Origin of the sequence: Pseudoalteromonas sp. NZS127_1, assembly GCF_015864295.1 — a bacterium.
Lineage (GTDB): Bacteria > Pseudomonadota > Gammaproteobacteria > Enterobacterales > Alteromonadaceae > Pseudoalteromonas > Pseudoalteromonas arctica.
In genome coordinates this window covers 59700-77398 of the sequence record NZ_JADYXO010000019.1, presented here as the reverse complement: position 1 = coordinate 77398, position 17699 = coordinate 59700, and the positions used below count along the sequence as shown (strand labels likewise).

Sequence of the window (17699 nt, the reverse complement as noted above, 5' to 3'; positions counted from 1 at the left end):
ATTAGCGTAATTGCGCTAAAATAGACCAGCAAAAAAATATATATCTAATCCGGAGATTCTACAAGGCATGAAAAAACTGCTAATTTCACCGTCAAAAATGACGCTAGGCGAACAAGAAAACCAAATCTATCAGAACATTCTGAAGCAATCTTCAGAGTTAAGCCTTAACCTTATGGCCGTGAAAGTAGAAAACCACCCTGATGATTTTTTACCTTGGTGTTACGAATTGCTAAATGCTAGCAGAGATCGTATGAACTACGATTTACTAGAGCCACAGCAGTTACCTGTACTTAAAAAGCTACACGATCAGCTTATTTCAGCTATCAGCTTTTTACAGGTTAAAACTTTACGTATTACTCCGTGGCCTGTTGTAAGTGTATTTGTAGAACAACACAAAGACGTTATTGCACTTGATGAACAACTTCGTTTAGTAGACTACATTAAAAGCATTCGTGAACAATCTCTTAAAGATATGATCCCTGAAGACTTACTTGCGTTTAGCGGTAAGCACATGGCATCACTTGATCCAAGCACATACAACTTTGACGTTGAATGGTTTGCATCTACAAAGAGTGCAAAGAGCTTCCATCAAATGCTTGGTGATTTACCAGGTGCTTTTGACGACGCACTAGTAAATATTCCGCTTGAAGGTGATATTACTCAATATGAGTATCAACAATTTGTTGCTGCTTATTCAAAAATATTCACCGACAACAACGAAAAACCAACACTTGCGCCTGCAACTCGTTTGCTTGCAATGCGTCGCCCTGATTTATTTACTCCGATTACAAATAATCGATTAGATGCTTTATGTGGTGCCCTTGGTGTTTCTAAACTTAAAAATAGTGATTTTGAGCGTTACTGGCAAGATATCGTAAAAGGTATTCAAGCTATGTCATGGTACAAAATGGCTAAACCGAGTAATGAGTTAGAAGAACAATTAGTTGCTATTAAAGCGCTAATCCCATGTTTCTTTCACTATGCTGATGCTAAAACACCAGATAACTCTAACTACATTAAACTGCTAAGCAAGCCTAAGCGTACTACAACTACAACAGGTAAAACTCAACGTAGAGGTAAAGAGTCTGCAGAAATTTTAGTAGACCGCGCACTTGCCGCTGACGATATCCCTGAACATATTCGCAGTAAACGTGATTCAATTGTAAGTGAAGTTCAAAAAGGTCGCAGTGTAAACGAAACAATTAGCCTTATGCGCACTATTTTTGGCTAAAAAACCTTTCCTAGCTGTACTTTAATAGTACAGCTAGGTTAGTTTATGCATCAGCAGCGTGCGACAGAAAATCAAAAAACTTCCTTCCAAAAACATCATTTCATCATAAGCAATTGTTTTAATAGCATTAGTTTTACTTAAAAACAATTAAAACGAGACTGGCACATACAGTGCTATTACCTTCCCAGTTAAATAATAAAAATGCACCCAGTTAAAAGGTCAAAGCAATACATAATAAAACCTTGGTATGCAAAAGTCATATAGCGGGAATGAAACATGCTAAAACTACAAAAAACAATACTCTTCGGTGCACTGGCGTTTGCAGGCATAACATCAACAACGACATTTACAGAGGTAACTGCAAATGCAGCAGCAACCTCCAACCACTTATGGCGTGTCAAGAGCAAACAGGAGGCGACGCTGCTATTTCGGGTGGAATTGATTACGCTAACGAGTCCGGCTTTTATGCAGGTACTTGGGCTTCAAATGCATCGTGGGCAGATGAAATGACCTATGAGCTTGACCTATATGCAGGCTTTAGTGGCGCAATCAATGAAAGCGTTAGCTATGATGTTGGTTATATTTACTATGCCTACCCTGATGCTGCTTCAGAAGCTGACGCAGATTTCTCTGAGGTTTACGGGAGTATCAGTGTAGAAGGTTTCACTTTTGGTGCTTCGGTATTAGCAACTTCAGCTGCTAGTGGTGATGGTTCCGACTTTGGTGATTCACTTTATTTAACAACAGACTATGGATTCGCTATTGGTAGTAATGGAACTGAAATAGCGCTGCATTTGGGGCATTACTCAGGCGGCTTTATTGGTGATGACAACATCATCGATTACGGCGTTTCAATCTCTAAGGATGGCTTTACTTTTGGCTTATCTGATAATGATATCGATGACTCAGATTTAAAAGCTTACGTTGTCGACTCTGCAGACTTTAGCCTATAAAAAAATGTGTTACTTGCTGCAACACTAAGGGCCGCAAGGCCCTTTCTCATATTTAAACCACCTAGAAAATAGTTATTTACAAAAAAAACAATAAGGTAACATTAAAGTTCGAAATCACGATTAAGGATTATTATGAATTTATCAAAAAAATTACAGTTATTTTAGCGTTTTTTTTAATCACAATGAGTACATTTACCTATGCAACAATGACATGCCGTTGCACCTCAGGTAGCATGACGGTTGTTCATGGTGAGGGTGGTACAGTTAGCTATTCGTGCTCTGGTGGTGGTCAAGTTTCTTGTATGATACGATTGGAATAAGCATCATTTAGAAAGGCGTATGCCTTTCTCTTCTAAGGATAGTAAAATGAAATACATATTTTTAATTGCACTTGTTTTTGTCGCCATTCTTGGTATTGGTATTTTAAACACTGGGCAGCCTTCAGATCCTCCGCTAACCCACATACAACCAACTGATGAAGCCATTCTTAGTAATGAAAAAGCTAAGCCTCCAATTGAGCCAAACACCCTATTAAGTAAAGCCTCTGAACCATCTGTCAAACAGCACAAAGTTGTAGAGCAAAAAGTGGCAGCGATATCTAAATTGCCTATTTCAAGCCCTAACGCTTTCTCTGAAGAATTTGTTTCAACTGAGGGTGGAAAAGAATTTGTTTCAACAAAAGCATTGGACGACGTATTTAAAAATGATACTTCAATATTACTGCAGCGTATGTCTAATATTGAATACTCTGAAATAGCACAAATACGTAAAGATAAGCTAAACGATTTTATTCTAAATGAATTAAAAGACGTCACTATTTTACAGCAAGATCTAGAGTGTGCAGGGAAGGTTTGCGCACTAGAACTTACTTATACACAAAGTAGTAATCAAGCATCTATTGAGGCTCTTTCAAGTTTTTCTAAAAACTATTCTTTTCAGCAATTTACTGAAACCGAAAGTGGTGATAAAAAATTAAAAGCATTATATATTGAAACTGAAGACCCTAGCCTATTAACTCTTTTAAATAACTAATTCACGCTGACAAGTATAATACTTAAAGCTATTTTCAGTCCTATATTAGAGTCTAGTTTTCCTGCTATAAAGCAGTAAAACTAGACCCCATAAGTATATTAAGTCACGAATAACCGGCATCAATCACTGCCCACTTTTAAAAATACCAAAGAATAGCTCACGTCCACTATTTTATGGTATCAAGCTGGGTTCATTTGTTTTATAACAATCTCTGCAGCTTTAAGGCTAAATAATATTTAAGTATGCGCCGTTTGCCATGCTGAGTGAATTCTCATTACAGGGCAAGCGATTAGCTTTTTACAGGCTAAAGCTTTACGTATTGCTCCTTGGCCTGTTGTAAGTGTATTTGTAGAACAACACAAAGACGTTATTGCACTTGATGAACAACTTCGTTTAGTAGACTACATTAAAAGCATTCGTGAACAATCTCTTAAAGATATGATCCCTGAAGACTTACTTGCGTTTAGCGGTAAGCACATGGCATCACTTGATCCAAGCACATACAACTTTGACGTTGAATGGTTTGCATCTACAAAGAGTGCAAAGAGCTTCCATCAAATGCTTGGTGATTTACCAGGTGCTTTTGACGACGCACTAGTAAATATTCCACTTGAAGGTGATATTACTCAATATGAGTATCAACAATTTGTTGCTGCTTATTCAAAAATATTCACCGACAACAACGAAAAACCAACACTTGCTCCTGCAACTCGTTTGCTTGCAATGCGTCGCCCTGATTTATTTACTCCGATTACAAATAATCGATTAGATGCTTTATGTGGTGCCCTTGGTGTTTCTAAACTTAAAAATAGTGATTTTGAGCGTTACTGGCAAGATATCGTAAAAGGTATTCAAGCTATGTCATGGTATAAAATGGCTAAACCTAGTAACGAGTTAGAAGAACAATTGGTTGCTATTAAAGCATTAATTCCATGTTTCTTTCACTACGCTGATGCTAAAACACCAGATAACTCTAACTACATTAAACTGCTAAGCAAGCCTAAACGTACTACAACTACAACAGGTAAAACTCAGCGTAGAGGTAAAGAGTCTGCAGAAATTTTAGTAGACCGTGCTCTTGCTGCTGACGATATTCCTGAACACATTCGCAGTAAACGTGATTCAATTGTGAGTGAAGTACAAAAAGGTCGCAGCGTAAACGAAACAATTAGCCTTATGCGCACTATATTCGGCTAAAACCTTCTAATTTAGCCGTACTTTTATGGTGCGGCTAGGTTAATTTATGCACCAGCAATGTGCGCAACATCTTCCTTCATGTTATATCCCCATCCTATTCATAAAATTCAAGCTCATGTTTTTAATAAATAAAAAATAATTTTTAATAAAAAATAATGAAGCTGGCACATACAGTGCAATTATCCCGTTAGTTAAACAATAAAAAGCCGTCAGCCTAAAGGTTCCGATTACATAATAAAAACCTTGGCGAGCAAAAATCATATAACGGGAAATGGACATGCTAAAACTAAAAAAAACCATCGCTATAAGTGCTATAGCATTAATGGGCGCAACATCTTTAACATCTACAGCTGTGCATGCTGAAGTAACTGCTAATGCAGCGGCAACATCAAACTACTTATGGCGAGGTCAAGAGCAAACTGGGGGCGATGCAGCTATTTCAGGCGGTATTGATTATGCCAATGAATCGGGCTTTTATGCAGGTACTTGGGCTTCAAATGCATCGTGGGCAGATGAAATGACCTATGAGCTTGACTTATATGCAGGCTTTGGTGGCGATATTAACGAAAGTGTTAGCTACGATGTTGGTTATATTTATTACGCTTACCCAGACGCAGCTTCTGAAGCAGACGCAGATTTCTCTGAAATTTACGGTAGCATCAGTGTTGAAGGCTTTACCTTTGGTGCTTCTGTATTAGCAACATCAGCTGCAAGTGGTGATGGTACAGACTTTGGTGATTCACTTTACCTGACAGCTGACTACGGTTTTGCTGTTGGCAGTAACGGCACTGAAATGGCACTTCACTTAGGCCATTACTCTGGTGATTTTATTGGCGATGATAATATCTTAGATTACGGTGTATCAATTTCGAAAGACGGTTTTACTTTTGGTTTGTCTGATACAGATATGGATGATTCAGATATTAAAGCTTACGTTGCTTATTCTGTAGACTTTAATTTATAAGAAAGAATGTGTTACTTGCTGCAACACGAAGGGCCTTTTGGCCCTTTTCTCGTTTTATAGCTGTTTTGCCTTAAATGGTACCTTATTACATTGTACTTCTACTGTTTTAGGGTACCAAGCTGGGCCGATTTGATTCACAACCACCTCAGCTAAACCATTAGTAAACGATTTATACGTATGAGCGCTTTGCCATTCACCTTGTGGGCAATGTGTTGTTAAATCTAACGGCTCTGATCCCTCGTACAACGCAAGTGCAAAATTATGATGCCACTGTGAGCTTTTTAGCGTTTTATTGCTTACTTTGCTTTGTGCTCCGTTATCAAAGTAAATATTTGTACATCCCGTTAAAATAATCAGTGTGCAACCGGCTGCAAGTAGCTTGATACTCATAATGTTTCCCCTATTACTTGCTCTTGGCACCACACTTTAATGGTATGGGGCGAGTATATTCCAAGCGTAATTAAACTCAGCGCTCCATCACTAAACGTTTGTTGTGACTGCATTTGAATAACCGGTGTATTTGAACATATTTGTTTTACGTCTACGCGTTGCTCGCCTACCAATCCCCAAAAGTAAAATGAGCGACTATCTTCGTAATTAGCTTGGCTCGTTATTTTTGCTGTTGCCTGTGGCTGAATGGTTACCGCAGAACAAGCACTCAGGCTTAATGCTATCGCCCCTATAATTAATGGTTTCATACTCTTTCTTATAAACTAAATACCAGTAAGGTAACTTTATAAGAGAACATAAAATATTAGCGTAAAAAGCTGTGGGGAATATGTAGAAACGCTATGAAGTTTTATACAGTTTATTACACATAAAGGCCGCATAAATGCGGCCTTTAAATTAGTCAGTTTAAGTGGTTAGTAGATAGACCTTAAAATTTAGCTAGGTTATTTTTACTGTCCTTGTCGACTAGCTTAATGTAAGGATCAACCCCCGCAAATAGTGGCTTTTCTTTTACTTTAAGCTCAATAGTATTAGTACCTGATACTATTTGGTGCTTTTGAGAGTAAATAACAAAATCTTCAGCTAGTAGGTTTTCAGGGTCATCGCTAAACAATGCAATATCAATTAGCTCATCGAGCGGCTGTTCAGTTTCTTCACCTTGGCCATCCGCACGCTGTTTAACGGCTTCTACGCTAAGTGTTACAGTATAAAATCCTTCGCTATCAACGCTATCTGTAACTGACACATCTTTCATCTCAAGCTCATATAAGGTGATATATTTAAACTGATCGTCAATAAAACTTTGCTCTGCTTGTGTTGCGTCTTGTTTTAAATAGCTAAGTAAATCAAGTGTTGTTGGGTATGGTGTTGATTGGTACTGAAACTCATTTAAAAATGCTTTGAGTGCATCATTTAACCGTTTTTCACCTAAACGATCATAAATCGCCATCATTACCACAGATCCTTTATTGTAATGAAGATATTGTTGAGACTGCGTTTTATATAGTGGCATTTCTTCAAAGGCTTCCCCTGTACGCCCTATTAAGTACCTATCAAGCTCATATTTTAAAAACTTACTTAGCTTCTCTGCGCCAAAGCGTTTTTCAAGCACCATAAGCGCACTGTATTGTGAAAGCGTTTCTGACATAACTGCGCTCCCCTCAACATTTGCTCCCGACACTTGATGCCCCCACCACTGGTGCGCTACTTCATGTGCGGTAACATAGTAAGGGTAGTCAACTTTACTCTCATCTCTTAAGTCTGTAATAAACCCCATGCTTTCTGAGTAAGGGACTGTATTGGCAAAACTTTGTGCAAACGAGCGATACTTAGGAAATTCAATTATACGTAGCTGCTTATGCTGATACGGCCCAAATGCTTGTGTAAAGTAATCTATCGAGTCTTGTACCGACTCAATCATGCGGTCAACATTCCATGCATGATTTTTGTGGTAATACACCTCAATATTTACCCCATTATGCTCAACCTTTTTACTTTCAAGTTCAGCCGAAAGCACCGCATAAAAGTTTAAAATAGGCGCATCCATTTCATAAACAAAAGTGCGGCGCCCGTCTTTTACACTTTCACTTTGTAAATACCCTGGGGTAATAGCAAATTGCGACTCGTCGGTTGTTACCGTTGCCTTAAAGTTAATAAACCCATTAGCTGCACCAAAATCACTTTGAGTATAGTACTGACTGTCTTCTAGCTTATGGGCACGTTCAAGTTCTGGTAAATCATGCTTACGGCGTTCAAATTTATCAGCTACCTGTAAACCACGGCTATAACCAAAGCTAGGAAGGAGTTCCAAGTTATTAATAAAAGTGCCATTGGCAACTAATTGTGTATCAGAGTCTTTATCAGTAAAGGCTGTATGATCACGAGTAACCGACAGTTGCCCTTCTCTTATTTCGTTTGGCATAAGCGGCTGCTCAAACTCAAACCATGCTGAATAAAGCGCTGGTAATTTTTCAACTATCTTACCGCCTGCCATAGCTACATCCCAACTTTTAGCGTGTTGAGGTGAGCTTATTAACACTCGCGTAATTGGCTCGTTAGAGGTATTAGTAAATTTAATTTTTGCCACAGCACTTAAAGCACGCTTTTTTGGATAAATATCAACAGTTAAGTCAACATCGGTCACCATAGGTACTGCTAAGTCTTTGTATTGTGCAAACTGCTGTTCATAACTTATTTGCTTGTCTTGAAACTCATCGCTCGTAGTAAACTCATTCAAAACTCGCGTGTTGTTATAAATATTGTAGCCTGCACCAACAAACACTAGTGCACTAATAACCGCAATCGCTTGCCCTTTTAACGACATATTATAACGAAGCATAGACAGGCGTGTGCGCAGCGTTTGTGAAGGACCACGGTGCCATAACGCAAACCCAACAATCGCTAAAACAAGACTTAACGCGCCCCAATATAATGTGTACCAATGCGCAGCTTGTAAGAAATGTCCATAACCATTTATATCAGAATACGGTACGCTACTGCTTTGCGAAAAATGATACATATGATGCTCAAACCCATAAGAACCCATTACTTTTTGCGCTATGTAATACAAAATAAACAAACCCATTCCTACATATTTATTCGGGCTAATAATCTGTAAAAAGAAGGCGAGTACTGTCAGCATAATCAACGGTAAAATCGATAAATAAACAATCCTAAATAAATACTGTCCTAGCTCTAAATTAAATTGACCTTTAAATAACTGAACTGTAATTGTGAGTATCATTCCCACGAGGAACAACCCAGAAACAGCGGCGATTAAAGCCAGTATTTTTGACACCCAAAAAACACTGTTATGTACAGGAAAGCTGTCAATAATATCGCCCATGCCACTTTGTCGCTCTCGCCACACAAGCTCAGCACTATAAAAAGCGATAATAACAAACAAAAATAAACCAGAAATACCGCTAATAATATTGACCATATTCTGAGTTAAAGGCCAGTTAGTAGTGCCATAAGCACCAATAGGCGCAAACAGAGGGATCATAAGCGTTACAATGCTTACACCCGCTAAAATCATAAAAGGAGCACTAAATATAACTTGTTTAAGTTCGAATATACTGCGCATTATTAGCTGAGATTTAGTACTAATCCCCGCTGATTTATAATTTTTAGCACTATTGATAAGTGCAGCTTGTTTATTTTGTACAAAAGCAGAGACTTTAAATTGCTTCTTCTGTTTTTTAGTTACTATGCGGTTGCTTAGCTTTCCAAGGCCAAAAAACATTGCAACACTGATTGCCACCCACAATATACGGTTAACTAAAAGGTCACCTGTGAGCGTTAGCACTTCTGTGTTTTTATCATTTACAGTCCAATAACGTGTTAAATCAATTAACGAACCTGAACCAAATGGGTCGGCGTAAACAACAATATTTCTAAATGCTAAATCATCAAAGTAAACGCCGGCAATTTGATAGGCTATAAAAATCACAACAGCTGCTACATACACCGACATCATGGTTTTAAAATAGACCGCTACACTATTAAAAATAGCCGAAAGCACAAGTAAACTTGGCACTGCTAAATAAAGATAAGGCGCAGCGTAGTACATTAGCTTATTAGGACCAATCAATTCGCCATCGAGCCAGCCAACTAATAAACCAAATTGCGACCCTAAAAACACACCCAATGGCACGCTTAAAAACACAATAAGTACAACTAAGTAAGAACCAAAAAAACGCCCTGCTTGATAAGGCACAGGATTAACAGGCTTACTAAATACCAGCTCATCCATTTTGCTTTCACTGTTGCGAATAGCAGAGCTGGCAACAAAGTTAACCACTAAAAACATAGCGAGTGTACAAAATGTAACGGTTAAAAGCATAATCGAGAACGGCGAGTTCATATGAACATTCGCCCCACCTAGCGGAAACTTACTACTGGAGCTTATAAAAAACGCCATAAAAAAGAAGATTAATGAGGTCACATAAAACGAAGGTTGGCGCATAAAATAGCGCAGCTCAAACGCAAGCATATTAAAAAACATAACGCCTCCTTATGCTACTTCGCTGTTACGATGATTAAGCAGTGTAGAAAAATACACATCTTCTAAATTTGCATTACTTGCTTCAAACCCTTGTGGAGCCTGCTCTGCTATTACATGTAAAATTGTTTTCCCTGCAAATAAGCGCTTAGAAATAACCGGTAATTGCGGCTCAAGTTCTTGCGCTTCTTCTTGGCTCATGGCTTTGCGCCAAATTTGTCCTTGGAGCTTATCGGTAAGCGCTATTGGGTTACCTTCCAGTAAAATCTTACCGCCAGCCAACACCGCCATATTTGGGCAAAGCTCTGCAACATCTTCAACAATATGGGTCGATAATATAACTACTTTTTGCTCGCCTAAGCTTACTAATAAGTTATGGAAACGATTACGCTCTTCAGGATCTAGCCCCGCTGTTGGCTCATCAACGATTAGTAAATCAGGGTCGCCTAGTAAGGCTTGTGCAATACCAAAACGCTGGCGCATACCGCCCGAAAAGCCACTTACCGCTTTTGAGCGATGTTGATATAAATTAGTGTGCGCAAGTAACCCTTCAACCGACTCTTTACGCTCCGCTTTATTATGAATACCCTTTAAAACAGCCATATGGTCCAGTAAGTCGTAAGCACTAACACGCGGGTACACACCAAAATCTTGTGGTAAGTAACCTAAGCGTTGGCGCAGTGCCTGTGGGTCTTTAAATACATCAATGCCATCAAAAGTAATTGAACCTGAATCAGCCGACTGTAGTGTTGCAATGGTACGCATAAGCGATGATTTACCTGCGCCATTTGGCCCAAGCAATCCAAACATCCCTTTACCGATAGATAAATCAACACCTTGTAGTGCATGTACGCCGTTATCGTAGGTTTTAGATAACCCAGTTATTGATAGCATTTTTACTTCCTTGAATATGAGTAATTATTTTTATGATGTTTTATACCACAAGAAAAACAGGAACATAAGTTACTTACTGGTTAGATTTGTAACAACAAATAAACATAATTTAAACTCATAACACTTGCCTACGCTTTATTCACTCGGTATAAAAACCACATATACTTTTTATAAGAAGCGAAAAGCCATGCAAGATCACCAAAGTCAGCCATTAAACGACTTTATAGAATACCCACACGACGAAATGCTAAATCGCGCTAACGAGTTTTTAATCACTAGCCAACGTCGCCATAGCATTCGCAGCTTTAGCGATCGCCCAGTACCAAAAAATATTATTGAAGCATGTATAAAAGCAGCAGGTACAGCACCCAGTGGAGCGAATCATCAGCCTTGGCATTTTGTTGCTATAAATAGTAGCGATGTAAAAAAGCAAATAAGAGAAGCCGCCGAAAAGCTAGAACGTTCTTTTTATGAAGGGCGAGCAGGTGAAGAATGGTTAGATGCGCTAAAACCGTTAGGTACCGACGCCAATAAACCTTATTTAGAGCATGCACCTTGGCTTATAGCTGTATTTAGTCAAAAAAAGGGCGGCGTAAGCACTGATGATAAAAATACGAATTATTATGTGCATGAGTCTGTTGGCTTAGCTACCGGCTTTTTAATTCAAGCTTTGCACCGTTCAGGTTTGGCAACCCTTACTCATACTCCAAAACCAATGAGCTTTTTAACCGACATATGTGGCCGAGATAGGGATAACGAGCGCCCGTATATGTTACTTATTGCAGGCTACCCAAGTGAAGATGCCACAATACCGGCTCATGCACTGGATAAAAAATCTATCGATGAAATAGCTACGTTTATTTGAGATGATCTTTAACCGCAAACTTATCGCTTGGGTTAAACCTTGCGATAATATGCTGTTATGTATTTGTAGTTTCGTCTAAGCATAGTGGCTGTTTTCGTACGAAATCTATTTAAGTACAAATGCTGCAAAAAATTAATAGCACAAAAACAATACAATAGAGCTGAGGTTATTCTAACCTGCTTTCGCTGCGCTACTCACGCCACTAAAAATCGTTAGTCTTTACAAAATAAGTTATATAGCGTGCCAAGTAATTGCACTGCGTTATCGTCAATTATACGATAATAAATAGTTTGGCTTTCACGGCGAGTGGCAACAACATTCGCTTTTCGTAGTGCAGCTAAATGCTGAGAAAGTGCCGATTGTGCTAAAGGTACGGCTTCATTTAGTTGCGATACACTCATTTCTTTATCTTGCAAAGAGCATAAAATCATTAAGCGATTTTTATTCGCTAAAATTTTTAATAACTGCTCTGCCTGCGCCACATTCCCAGCCATTGCAATAAAGTCGATATTCATAGCATGCTCTTATTATAAAAAGTGATTGGAGTATAAATATATGCATTGTTAATGTCTAACATTAGAATTTACTAATATAGAAAAAACGAATATAGTAAATAAAACACTAAATAAAATTGAATAGCTCATTTTTTAATTGCGGGACTCATAATTGCCGTATTTGTATAGCTGCAATATTTTGATCCTAGATGAATATGGCTTACTGTTTTTATTACACTAAACTCAATTCAATCTGCTATTAGTTGTTTGTATTTGATGATCACACAATTACGCAAACGTAACCTTAAGGAATAAAAAAGCATGCTTACATCAATCCCTGATTTACTTAAAATTATCACACCTAACCAGCGCCGTATTGACGCAGCACAAGCAAAGCTCGAGCTTGAACAAAATAAAGGCTTACTTATTGATGTGCGCGAACCAGCAGAACACGCAACAAATGCAGCTGTTGGAGCAATAAATATTCCGCGCGGGTTACTCGAAATGAAGTTGATGGAAATAGAAAAAGATGCAACACGCCCAATTTACTTACACTGTGCCAGTGGTGCACGTGCAACCCTTGGTGCAGAAGCGCTAACACGTGTTGGTTATGAAAACGTTAGTGTTATTACCTGTGATGCAAGCCAAATATGTAGCGTGTTTTAAGCATCTACTTAAGTGCTTGCAGTTATGCACCTAACAAAGGTAGGTGTTTAACGCTGTGATAAGTCAGTGCTAATTTAATACACGCTTTAAGTGGGTACTCTGGTAATGGCTTTTCACTATTTAATACAATTGCCCGGTTACCTTCAAAAGTGAGAGTGTGGAAATACAACTCTCTAAATGTGCTTACTAGCTTTGATTGGCAATGAAAAAACAAATAACATGATGATCCTTTAAAGCCAATGCGAATGGGGCTGCCATTTATTGTGCTATAACTTGGCTCTCCCCACTTTATTGACTCCTCCACAGCTCCCAAGTTTTGCTCTTGTGCTACGGTATAAATTAGCTCCCGTAATTTTATAAGCGTACTTTTAGTTATCTGAGGATAATTATTAAATATATTTTCAATATCCGTAGTCACAAAAACATCCTTATAAGCAAGATATTGGCTGTATTTAAAAATAAGTTACTTTTGCTGCCTTTCATCAAGTAAAACAAGTAGCATCTGCTCAATATTTTTAACACTATAAGTAAGTGCTCTCAGTAGCTCTTTCTCACTTTGTTCTGTCGCCTGCTGCGAAGTTTTACCTTGATTAGCCAATACATCTTTTTGCTCAAGTATCGCTTCTCTAAACTCACTCGCATTAACTACACCAAGCAAAGACACTAAAGCCCCATTTCCTGACTGCCCTGCCGTTTCAAAGCTTAAACGATATAACCCAAACAGTCGCATTAACGGCCCTTGGCTTAATCCAACATCGGTTATTTTTTCAAGCGGAATAGATTTTTCTTCTTTAAATAATATGCCACGTTTAACTACCAATTTTTGTGGTAATAAGTCAGCCGACATAGCTGCGAGTATTCGCCCGCCCACCAGCCATACTATAAGTAAAATGATAGGTATAAGCGGTATAGTAACAAGAGCCAACATTGCAAATAGTGAAGTAGTAACCATCCAATATTGTTTTACCTTGTAATCGAATGAAGCACTTTTTAAAATATGTTTTGTCATTGTTTTAATCCTTTATCTATATAACTACAAATACACTCTGTAAACTTCAATAATCTCTACTCAATCTTACAAACTAATAACGACCTTTATAGCAAGGGCAATAAACACAACACCCAGTATTTTATCAAGCCATGGGTTTTGCTTAGTAAAACCAAAGCGGTTTTTTGAAACCTCAGTAAGTACTGCAACTAGCAAATACCAGCCGGTATCAATTATAAACACGGTTAAGCACATAATAATGCCAATGCTTAAAGTGAGATTTTGCGGGTCTATAAACTGCGAAAACAACGCTAAAAAGAAAATTGCTAATTTAGGGTTTAAAAATGCAATGGCGAATCCATCTTGCAGCGCTTTAGTTGCACTTACCTCGCTTTTTTGTACTTGCAGTTCGTCATTACTGGGTTTTACTAATAGTATTTTTAAACCTAAATAGGCTAAATACCCAGCGCCTAAATATACAAGCACTTGGTATACCGTAGGAAACTGAACCATTAATGTCCCTAAGCCAAGTAACGAAGCTGCCGCATAAAGTCCAACACCTACGCCATGGCTAAGTGCAGCAAGCATACCGTTTTTCATTCCGCCACTCATTGTATGCTTTAATACAACTGCAAGGCTTGGGCCTGGCGACATTGCACCCATCATGCATACAAGTACTAAACTAAACCATGCTGCTAATGTCATTCTTATCCTTATAGTTCATCGTTTTCTATTAATAATATATAGGCCGTTATTTGGCCTTGAAAAGCAGTCGCGGTATTTATACTTATTACTTTCCAACCTTCTTGATTTAAGTGGTATATGCGCTCATTCAAAGCATCTACATCAATGCCGTTACTAAAAAACCACGCTTTTTAAATTCTACTATTTTTTGCATTGTTTGTTATCCATTTTATAAGCGGTAGTCAAAGTCGTAATAGTGAATGTCCTGCTCAATGCGTATTTTCATACTGCCAGTTAATCCTTTTAGCTCATTTGTGCCTGAATCAGGAATAACATTTAAAATAAGACTGTCTTGTCCTTTATTCATAGTGCCAAAGTGTTGCAGTACAAAACTGCCCTGCTTACCTTCAAGCTCACCTATCACTTGCTCTATTGCCACGTAACCCGCACTGCCTTGGGTTGGCGTCATTGCGCTAAGCATCTCGCCTTGGCTTGTAGCATTTAAGTCACCTTTAAATGTTTTATCAATCGACATACGTCCTAAGTTAATACCTTGCTGCCCATTGGCGTAACCTTCAATTAGCGCTAAAGCCACTGTAAATTCACCACTTATTATTTTTGTTGTCATAACAATTCCTTATTGATGATATTTAATACTATTGATTTTTAATCCGATGATGCCATATCTATACCTTAACCTTTAAAAAGAATCCACTATGTCAAAAAACACCTCTGCATCCGAAAAAGCCGCTTTTAGCAGCTTATTACCTGTTTTTGCTTTTATTAAACCGTATAAATGGATGGTAGTAGCGGCGCTTGCTGCACTATTAGTTACTGCGGGTGTTAACTTATCATTAGGGCAAGGTGTTAAATTTGTTATTGATCATGGATTTATTGCAGGCTCCAAAGAGCAATTACAACAAGCTGTACTTGTACTCATTGGTTTAATCAGCTTATTAGCAGTAGGCACCTTTAGCCGTTTTTATTTAATGTCGTGGATTGGCGAACGAGTCAGTAACGATATTCGAAAAGCCGTGTTTAATCGTATTGTTACGCTACACCCTAGCTACTTTGAAGAAAACCGCAGTGGCGAGCTTATGTCGCGTTTAACCACCGACACCACATTACTGCAATCAATTATCGGCTCATCATTTTCTATGGCGCTGCGTAGTGTACTTATGTTGATTGGTGGACTTGCTATGTTGTTGTTTACTAATTTAAAACTTACTTTAGTGGTTGTAGCCTGTGTACCGCTGGTACTTGTTCCTATGATGATATTTGGTCGAAAGGTACGCAAACTAGCCAGCTCAAGCCAAGATGCCATTGCCGACATAAGTACCTATGCCGGAGAAATCATACAAAATATTAAAGTAGTGCAAAGCTATAGCCATGAAGAACAAGAGCAACATGCCTTTGCACTTGAGACCGAAAAAGCCTTTAACGTGGCTAAAAAACGCATTAAACAGCGTTCGTTTTTAATAGCCGTAGTGATTTTTTTAACCTTTAGTGCCATTAGCGCTATGCTATGGGTAGGTGGCAACGATGTACTTGCAGGTACCATGACCGGGGGCGAGCTAGGTGCATTTGTGTTTTACGCTATTATGGTTGCAATGTCGGTGGCAACCGTTGCTGAAGTATATGGCGAGCTACAACGCGCAGCAGGCGCGGCGGCAAGGCTGCTTGAGTTACTTGCTGTTAAAAGTGAAATAGAAAACCCGCTAAACCCACAAGATAGTAATTTACTGCAAGAAAGTAGCAGCCCTGCTATTACGCTTGAAAATATAAGCTTTAACTATCCCTCTCGCCCAGACGTAAGCGCGCTTAATAAAATAAGCCTAAATATAAATCAAGGCCAAACCGTGGCAATTGTTGGCCCTTCTGGTGCAGGTAAAACAACGTTATTTGAATTACTACAGCGCTTTTACGATCCGGCTAGCGGAGCCATTAAATTTAAAGATGTAAACATTAAAGATTTATCGCTTAATACTCTGCGCAATAAAATGGGCATGGTAGCGCAAAACCCTATTTTGTTTAGCTCCGATGTAATGCATAACATTCGTTACGGCAACCCAAGTGCAACCGACGAGCAAGTATACGCTGCAGCAAAGTATGCGCATGCCGATGAATTTATCAAACAGTTACCGCAAGGTTATAACAGCTTTTTAGGTGAGCAGGGTGTGAGGTTATCGGGTGGGCAAAAGCAGCGTATTGTACTGGCACGCGCTATATTAAAAGACCCTGAAATACTCCTTCTTGATGAAGCCACCAGCGCGCTGGATGCGCAAAGCGAACACCATGTACAAGCTGCACTTGAGCATTTAATGCAAAACAGAACAACGTTAATAATTGCCCATAGGCTGGCAACGGTAAAACATGCCGATGTAATTGTAGTAATGGAAAATGGGGAGGTTATAGCAACGGGTACTCACCAAGAGTTGTTAGTAAGTAACCCGCTGTATCAAAAACTGTGTGAATTACAGTTTAATAAAGACTAATTATTCTTCGGTATTTGGCACTATCTGAATTTCTACACGGCGGTTTTGAGCACGGCCATTTGCACTATCATTAGTTGCAATTGGGCGTGTTTCGCCATAGCCCATAGTGCTAATACGTGTAGCCATAATTTGTTGGTTCACTAAGTAGTCTTTCACACTTTGTGCGCGTTCACGCGATAGATTCATGTTGAAGCTATCTTTACCCGTACTGTCGGTATGACCTTCTACACTTAAGTAGGTTTTTTCGTACTTGTTCATTACTTTAGCAATTGCATCTAACGTATCGTTAAAGCCTGATGAAATATAAGACTGAGCAGTCGCAAATGTAATATTTGATGGCATTACTAAACGTAAGTTATCACCTTCACGCACTACTTCAACACCTGAACCCGCTAACTCATCACGAAAAGCCGCTTCTTGTTTATCCATGTAGTCGCCAACAGCAGCTCCCGCAAGTGCCCCTATAGCTGCACCAATAAAAAAGCGTTTATCTTTATGGTTACTCGTAGCTTTACCTAATACGCCACCTGCGGCAGCGCCAATTGCTGCGCCTTTACCTGCATTATTCATTTCACAACCAGAAAGTAATACGGCTAGTACGGTTACGCTTAAAAGTGATTTAATTAAAGTCATGGTGATACCCTATTCATTAAGAATTTAGCAAGAGTATGCAAATACATGTATGAACAAACTATGAAGAGGGTGTTAAAACCAACGCATCTTGCTTGATTGTTAAACAGACACCAAACTAATGTGTCATTTTAATAAAAATGTCATACTACA

General features: G+C 38.7%; 16 protein-coding genes and 2 pseudogenes. 8 read left to right on the top strand and 10 right to left on the bottom strand.

The window, feature by feature from the left end; genetic code table 11:
- Positions 1-67: 67 nt before the first annotated feature.
- From I6F50_RS15900 to I6F50_RS15880, 5 genes and pseudogenes are all read left to right on the top strand, one after another.
- Positions 68-1231 (top strand): hypothetical protein, encoded by a 1164-nt coding sequence (locus I6F50_RS15900; protein ID WP_197176692.1) that lies wholly within the window; start codon positions 68-70, stop codon positions 1229-1231.
- 276 nt (positions 1232-1507) lie between these two features.
- Positions 1508-2184 (top strand): annotated as a pseudogene (locus I6F50_RS15895) (TorF family putative porin).
- Positions 2185-2550: 366 nt separating this feature from the next.
- Positions 2551-3216 carry a hypothetical protein gene (locus tag I6F50_RS15890; protein ID WP_165729095.1) on the top strand — a complete coding sequence of 222 codons (666 nt, stop codon included), beginning with the start codon at positions 2551-2553 and terminating at the stop codon, positions 3214-3216.
- A gap of 285 nt (positions 3217-3501) precedes the next feature.
- Positions 3502-4413, top strand: a pseudogene (locus I6F50_RS15885) (hypothetical protein); the annotation flags it as partial.
- 277 nt (positions 4414-4690) lie between these two features.
- Entirely contained in the window at positions 4691-5377 is a 687-nt protein-coding gene (locus I6F50_RS15880) for a TorF family putative porin (RefSeq protein WP_024591363.1), read from the top strand.
- 54 nt (positions 5378-5431) lie between these two features.
- On the opposite strand, the gene I6F50_RS15875 is transcribed toward I6F50_RS15880, so the two are convergent.
- From I6F50_RS15875 to I6F50_RS15860, 4 genes are all read right to left on the bottom strand, one after another.
- Positions 5432-5767 carry a hypothetical protein gene (locus I6F50_RS15875; protein ID WP_165729094.1) on the bottom strand — a complete coding sequence of 112 codons (336 nt, stop codon included), beginning with the start codon at positions 5765-5767 and terminating at the stop codon, positions 5432-5434.
- A complete protein-coding gene (locus I6F50_RS15870) occupies positions 5764-6075 on the bottom strand; it encodes a Bor family protein (protein ID WP_165729093.1) in 312 nt (103 codons plus the stop codon). The genes I6F50_RS15875 and I6F50_RS15870 overlap by 4 nt, the downstream gene beginning before the upstream one ends.
- Positions 6076-6254: 179 nt before the next feature.
- Positions 6255-9833, bottom strand: coding sequence for a M1 family aminopeptidase (locus tag I6F50_RS15865; protein WP_197176691.1), 3579 nt, complete (start codon positions 9831-9833; stop codon positions 6255-6257).
- A gap of 9 nt (positions 9834-9842) precedes the next feature.
- Positions 9843-10724 carry an ABC transporter ATP-binding protein gene (locus I6F50_RS15860; RefSeq protein WP_165729091.1) on the bottom strand — a complete coding sequence of 294 codons (882 nt, stop codon included), beginning with the start codon at positions 10722-10724 and terminating at the stop codon, positions 9843-9845.
- 187 nt (positions 10725-10911) lie between these two features.
- Here I6F50_RS15860 and I6F50_RS15855 point away from each other — a divergent pair, with 187 nt between their 5' ends.
- Entirely contained in the window at positions 10912-11589 is a 678-nt protein-coding gene (locus I6F50_RS15855) for a nitroreductase family protein (RefSeq protein WP_165729090.1), read from the top strand.
- A 212-nt stretch (positions 11590-11801) separates the two neighbouring features.
- On the opposite strand, the gene I6F50_RS15850 is transcribed toward I6F50_RS15855, so the two are convergent.
- A complete protein-coding gene (locus I6F50_RS15850; RefSeq protein WP_165729089.1) occupies positions 11802-12104 on the bottom strand; it encodes a metalloregulator ArsR/SmtB family transcription factor in 303 nt (100 codons plus the stop codon).
- Positions 12105-12404: 300 nt separating this feature from the next.
- On the opposite strand from I6F50_RS15850, the gene I6F50_RS15845 reads away from it, so the two are divergent.
- The gene (locus I6F50_RS15845) at positions 12405-12749 is read left to right on the top strand and encodes a rhodanese-like domain-containing protein (protein ID WP_165729088.1); all 345 of its coding nucleotides are present in this window, start codon (positions 12405-12407) and stop codon (positions 12747-12749) included.
- Positions 12750-12771: 22 nt separating this feature from the next.
- On the opposite strand, the gene I6F50_RS15840 is transcribed toward I6F50_RS15845, so the two are convergent.
- The 4 genes from I6F50_RS15840 to I6F50_RS15825 all read right to left on the bottom strand — a co-directional run bounded on the left by I6F50_RS15840 (position 12772) and on the right by I6F50_RS15825 (position 15049).
- Entirely contained in the window at positions 12772-13167 is a 396-nt protein-coding gene (locus tag I6F50_RS15840; RefSeq protein ID WP_197176690.1) for a DUF1801 domain-containing protein, read from the bottom strand.
- A gap of 45 nt (positions 13168-13212) precedes the next feature.
- The gene (locus I6F50_RS15835; RefSeq protein ID WP_165729086.1) at positions 13213-13758 is read right to left on the bottom strand and encodes a PH domain-containing protein; all 546 of its coding nucleotides are present in this window, start codon (positions 13756-13758) and stop codon (positions 13213-13215) included.
- Between the two features lie 66 nt (positions 13759-13824).
- A complete protein-coding gene (locus I6F50_RS15830) occupies positions 13825-14442 on the bottom strand; it encodes a LysE family translocator (RefSeq protein WP_197176688.1) in 618 nt (205 codons plus the stop codon).
- A 208-nt stretch (positions 14443-14650) separates the two neighbouring features.
- Entirely contained in the window at positions 14651-15049 is a 399-nt protein-coding gene (locus tag I6F50_RS15825; protein WP_197142458.1) for a DUF3224 domain-containing protein, read from the bottom strand.
- A gap of 88 nt (positions 15050-15137) precedes the next feature.
- Between I6F50_RS15825 and I6F50_RS15820 the strand changes: the two genes are divergently transcribed.
- Entirely contained in the window at positions 15138-16916 is a 1779-nt protein-coding gene (locus I6F50_RS15820; protein WP_197176686.1) for an ABC transporter transmembrane domain-containing protein, read from the top strand.
- Here the strand turns inward: I6F50_RS15820 and I6F50_RS15815 are convergent, their stop codons facing one another.
- Complete coding sequence (locus I6F50_RS15815) at positions 16917-17549, bottom strand: OmpA family protein (protein ID WP_197176683.1); 633 nt, start codon at positions 17547-17549, stop codon at positions 16917-16919. It lies immediately after the preceding gene.
- Positions 17550-17699 lie beyond the last annotated feature (150 nt).

Bases quoted from the DNA above. Each gene is read 5' to 3' on its own strand.
- I6F50_RS15835 (WP_165729086.1), bottom strand. From the start codon at position 13,758: ATGACAAAACATATTTTAAAAAGTGCTTCATTCGATTACAAGGTAAAA.
- I6F50_RS15825 (WP_197142458.1), bottom strand. From the start codon at position 15,049: ATGACAACAAAAATAATAAGTGGTGAATTTACAGTGGCTTTAGCGCTA.
- I6F50_RS15860 (WP_165729091.1), bottom strand. From the start codon at position 10,724: ATGCTATCAATAACTGGGTTATCTAAAACCTACGATAACGGCGTACAT.
- I6F50_RS15890 (WP_165729095.1), top strand. From the start codon at position 2,551: ATGAAATACATATTTTTAATTGCACTTGTTTTTGTCGCCATTCTTGGT.
- I6F50_RS15830 (WP_197176688.1), bottom strand. From the start codon at position 14,442: ATGACATTAGCAGCATGGTTTAGTTTAGTACTTGTATGCATGATGGGT.
- I6F50_RS15845 (WP_165729088.1), top strand. From the start codon at position 12,405: ATGCTTACATCAATCCCTGATTTACTTAAAATTATCACACCTAACCAG.
- I6F50_RS15900 (WP_197176692.1), top strand. From the start codon at position 68: ATGAAAAAACTGCTAATTTCACCGTCAAAAATGACGCTAGGCGAACAA.
- I6F50_RS15815 (WP_197176683.1), bottom strand. From the start codon at position 17,549: ATGACTTTAATTAAATCACTTTTAAGCGTAACCGTACTAGCCGTATTA.
- I6F50_RS15820 (WP_197176686.1), top strand. From the start codon at position 15,138: ATGTCAAAAAACACCTCTGCATCCGAAAAAGCCGCTTTTAGCAGCTTA.
- I6F50_RS15865 (WP_197176691.1), bottom strand. From the start codon at position 9,833: ATGTTTTTTAATATGCTTGCGTTTGAGCTGCGCTATTTTATGCGCCAA.
- I6F50_RS15850 (WP_165729089.1), bottom strand. From the start codon at position 12,104: ATGAATATCGACTTTATTGCAATGGCTGGGAATGTGGCGCAGGCAGAG.
- I6F50_RS15880 (WP_024591363.1), top strand. From the start codon at position 4,691: ATGCTAAAACTAAAAAAAACCATCGCTATAAGTGCTATAGCATTAATG.
- I6F50_RS15870 (WP_165729093.1), bottom strand. From the start codon at position 6,075: ATGAAACCATTAATTATAGGGGCGATAGCATTAAGCCTGAGTGCTTGT.
- I6F50_RS15875 (WP_165729094.1), bottom strand. From the start codon at position 5,767: ATGAGTATCAAGCTACTTGCAGCCGGTTGCACACTGATTATTTTAACG.
- I6F50_RS15855 (WP_165729090.1), top strand. From the start codon at position 10,912: ATGCAAGATCACCAAAGTCAGCCATTAAACGACTTTATAGAATACCCA.